The organism is Kribbia dieselivorans NBRC 106261 (assembly GCF_001552435.1).
GTDB lineage: Bacteria > Actinomycetota > Actinomycetes > Actinomycetales > Dermatophilaceae > Kribbia > Kribbia dieselivorans.
This window is the reverse complement of sequence record NZ_BCRE01000253.1, coordinates 1-3,272: the sequence shown is the minus strand read 5'-3', so window position 1 is coordinate 3,272 and position 3,272 is coordinate 1. Positions and strand designations below refer to the sequence as shown.

5 protein-coding genes are annotated in these 3,272 nt (G+C 70.6%); 1 reads left to right on the top strand and 4 read right to left on the bottom strand.

The genetic code is table 11. From position 1 onward, the window contains the following. The coding region (locus tag KD1_RS17240; protein WP_217995914.1) for a hypothetical protein at positions 1–188 on the top strand (188 nt) is incomplete at its 5' end. Positions 189–399: 211 nt separating this feature from the next. On the opposite strand, the gene KD1_RS15495 is transcribed toward KD1_RS17240, so the two are convergent. The 4 genes from KD1_RS15495 to KD1_RS17550 all read right to left on the bottom strand — a co-directional run. Next, complete coding sequence (locus KD1_RS15495) at positions 400–639, bottom strand: hypothetical protein (protein ID WP_068403411.1); 240 nt, start codon at positions 637–639, stop codon at positions 400–402. 682 nt (positions 640–1,321) lie between these two features. After that, entirely contained in the window at positions 1,322–1,543 is a 222-nt protein-coding gene (locus KD1_RS15490; RefSeq protein WP_068403409.1) for a helix-turn-helix domain-containing protein, read from the bottom strand. 184 nt (positions 1,544–1,727) lie between these two features. Then, positions 1,728–2,189 (bottom strand): hypothetical protein, encoded by a 462-nt coding sequence (locus tag KD1_RS15485; RefSeq protein WP_068403406.1) that lies wholly within the window; start codon positions 2,187–2,189, stop codon positions 1,728–1,730. Between the two features lie 75 nt (positions 2,190–2,264). Continuing rightward, positions 2,265–3,272, bottom strand: a 1,008-nt coding sequence (locus tag KD1_RS17550) for a tyrosine-type recombinase/integrase (RefSeq protein WP_068403404.1), incomplete at its 5' end; no start/stop codon positions are given.

Sequence of the window (3,272 nt, the reverse complement as noted above, 5' to 3'; positions counted from 1 at the left end):
ACCGGCGACCACGGCACCGGCACGTCGAGGGGCCCGGCGACCCCGCGGCCGGCGACCTCGGGGCCCTGGCCCGTCAGCGAGGCCTCGGCACGTCGCGGGTCACCTCGGCACCGAACACCTTGGGCAGCGGTCGTTGGATGGACTGGGCTCGGCGCCATGAGGCGACGGTGTGGCGGTGGACACCGTAGTAGTCGGCAAGGTCGATATCCGTCGCGCCAGCTCGGACGTGGCGTGCCAGATCGGTGGGGACCGGCAGGCGCGGCCGCCCGCGTTTTGGTGTCATAGTGCCAGTTTCGTGCAGTTTTGGCCCGGTTAGAAAACGCCGGGTCGGGGTGGGGGAGAAACAGGAGAGGGCGGCCTCTTCCGGCGACCCGTGCTTCAAAAAAACTGGGGGCGGCTTCAGCGTCGGTGCCTGGCGCGCGACGCGGGCCGGCGCGCAAGGAACCTCTCGTGTTCGGCGGTGATCCAGTCGAGGATAACCAGCGCGATCGCCAGTCGGTCAGGGTGCGGCGTCGAGCGGGCGCGCAGGGCGCGGGCGTAGAGGTCGATCCTCCCATCCTGCTGCGGAAGCGGGATCGTCTCTCGGCGCCAGTCCAGCGCCTTGTACGCCATGTAGATGGCACGGTGGTCGGCCGTCATGCGGTCCGGGGGTGTCCTGCCCCCGGGGCCCCTCCCCTTCCCCTTGGCGGTTCTTCCCCGGGCCCGGGGGTGAGGGGTGCCGGCATCGTGTGCGGGCCGTCCGCGCTGCCTGCCCGTGGATTTCCACAGGCCTGGCACCGCGCCCTTGGTGACCTTTAAGACCTGGTCTCCCGGTTCCTCTGTATTCCTCATTGTTCCTCACTTCTCCTTGGGGTATCACGCGGTGATACCCATTGCGTTCACTGAGTGATACCCATTGCGTTCACTGAGTGATACCCATTGCGTTCACTGAGTGATACCCATTCGGGCCGTTTTGGGTATCACTGGGTGATACCCATTCACCATGTGGGCGCCTGTGGATAACGAGTTATCCACAGGGTCATGCGCCTGGGGCGAAAGGTGTAGGGCGTACTCGGCGGATTGTCCTGGGCGGGGTGAGTTGGTCGGCGTGATGACGCCAGCGGATCGCAGGGTCCGCAACGCGCGGGTGACGGCCTGGCGATCGGCGGTGGTCAGGTGACCACCGCCGGCGGGTTCGCGACCTATGGCACGTGCGAGCGCTGCGCGGCCACCGAAGTAGCGTGGCGGGCGGTCTTGGTCGATTGACTGAATGCACATCCAGACCAGCGCGCGGAAGGCGGCATCGGGCAGGTGGGACCAGTACGTGTAGGCCAGATTCACGCTAGAGGCGCCCATGGTCGCGCGGGGTGGCGCAGGTCTCCAGGTAGCGTTCCAACTCGCTGACGCGGTAGCGGATCGAGCGGCCCAGGCGTATGGGGTGCAGTCGGCCGGCGGCGGCTTCTCCGTCGAGGAACCGGCGCGAGACTCCCAGATAGTCCCATGCCTGGGGACGGGTCAGCAGGGGATCACTGGGCGCGATTGGGTCGGTGGTGGGGTGGGACATAGCGGACGTTTCGCCGGCGCGACGTGCCACAGCGGGCCCGGGTGGGTCGGGCGCTGCGGGGCCTCGGGATCGAGGGCGTGGGGTGGGTGGCGTGCTCGGTCAGCGTCACGTCGAGCGGGCGCGTTCCTCTCACGGGCGGGGCCCGGGCCCGTGGGGGTCTTGGTCCACGGTCCGGGGGTGAGGCTCAGCGCTGCGCGAGCGGGCCACGGTGGGCCGGCGGGGCGCAGGGCGCAGTCAGCAGCTGGCGAGCGCTGACCAGCGGATCGGGCGGCTTCGCCTCGGGGTGGCGGCCCGGTGGCGTCGCGGTGTCGGGCAGAGTCGGGTGAGCGAGTTCCAGCGCGTGCTGGGCCCGCCGGATCAGGTCGTCCAGCCAGCGGGAGCGGCGCGCGGCGTGGGCGGCCTCTGCGGGGCGCTCAGCGGCCTGCAGGGCATCGGCCAGGGCCGACCATCGGGCAGGGTCTCGCGGGTGCCTAAGAAGCGCCACAGCGGCATGCGTGACGGCGTTGGCGCGGGCCGCCGTCGTGGCCGGTACGGGGACGAAACGTGCGGCCACTTCCTGGGCGGCCTCGACGTAACTCACGGTGCGTGGGGCAACGGTGGCACAGTCGGGCGCGGTGGGGATCACGCGCATACTGAGAACGGTCACGCGCTATCTCCCCTCCCTCAACGTCCCTGTGTGCCCCGGTGGTGCACTGAGTCCCCATCCTTGCATGATTTTCGGCTATTCCGTCGGACCTGTGGACTGTCGTTGTATCGGCGTCGTTGGGCGGTGTGGTCGGTGGTTCATGTTGGCGCCGGCCACGGCGGCGATCAGGTTGTGATCCGGTACGGCGGCATAGCGGGCGGTGGTCTCGGGTTTGCTGTGTCCCAGGAGTTCTTGCACGGCGCGCAGATCCCGGGTGGCGCCGTAGGCCTGGGTGGCAAAGCGGTGGCGCAGGGTGTGCGCGGTCCATCCGGCGGGCAGGGCTTCGCCGACGTACTTGCCCACCATGTGGGAGTGCAGGTGCGAGTCGGGGCCATATCCGGGGAACAGCCATCCGGGTGCGGTGCCGGCCACGGTCCAGCCGGTGCCGGGCGGGCCCTGGGTGCGCCGGCGCGTCACCTCGGCGTTCAGAGCTGCGGCGAGGTCGGGATGCAGGGGGATCAGGCGATCCCGGCCGCCCTTGCCCCGGACTCGGAGCACCCCGGGCATGTCCAGGTCGTCGGTGTGAACGGCGGCGATCTCAGAGCGGCGCAGACCGGCCAGGCCGGCCAGCAGGATCATCAGGCGGGTGCGGTCGTCGGCGGCGGCCAGCGCGGCCCAGACCGCTTCGTCCGGGGTCGGGCGGGGCAGCGCGCGGGGGACGCGTACACCGTCGAGGGCCTCGGTTGGGTTGTGATCGGTCCTGCCGGCGCGCACGGCCCACCGGTAGAACGATGACAGGGAACTACGGGTGGATCGCTTGGTCTCGGGGGACCAGTCCGTTCGGGCGAGGTAGAAGGTCAGGTCGTCGCCGGTGATGTCCCAGGGGTCGGCGTAAGTGGCGGCCAGGCACGCTAGGGCGCGGCGGCGCAGGTCGATAGTGGACGGGGCGCGGCCCCCGGCTTGTTGGTGCGCGGTCCAGGCGGCGACGTGCTCGGCCCACCTCGGGGGCAGTTGGGCCCTGCCCGGGCCACGGCGCGCGGGCGGCGGGGTGGGGATCCCAACCACGGGGGAGCGGCGGGCGTAGCCGGCGGCCGTGGCCCAGGC

Bases quoted from the DNA above. Each gene is read 5' to 3' on its own strand.
- KD1_RS15495 (WP_068403411.1), bottom strand. From the start codon at position 639: ATGACGGCCGACCACCGTGCCATCTACATGGCGTACAAGGCGCTGGAC.
- KD1_RS15490 (WP_068403409.1), bottom strand. From the start codon at position 1,543: ATGTCCCACCCCACCACCGACCCAATCGCGCCCAGTGATCCCCTGCTG.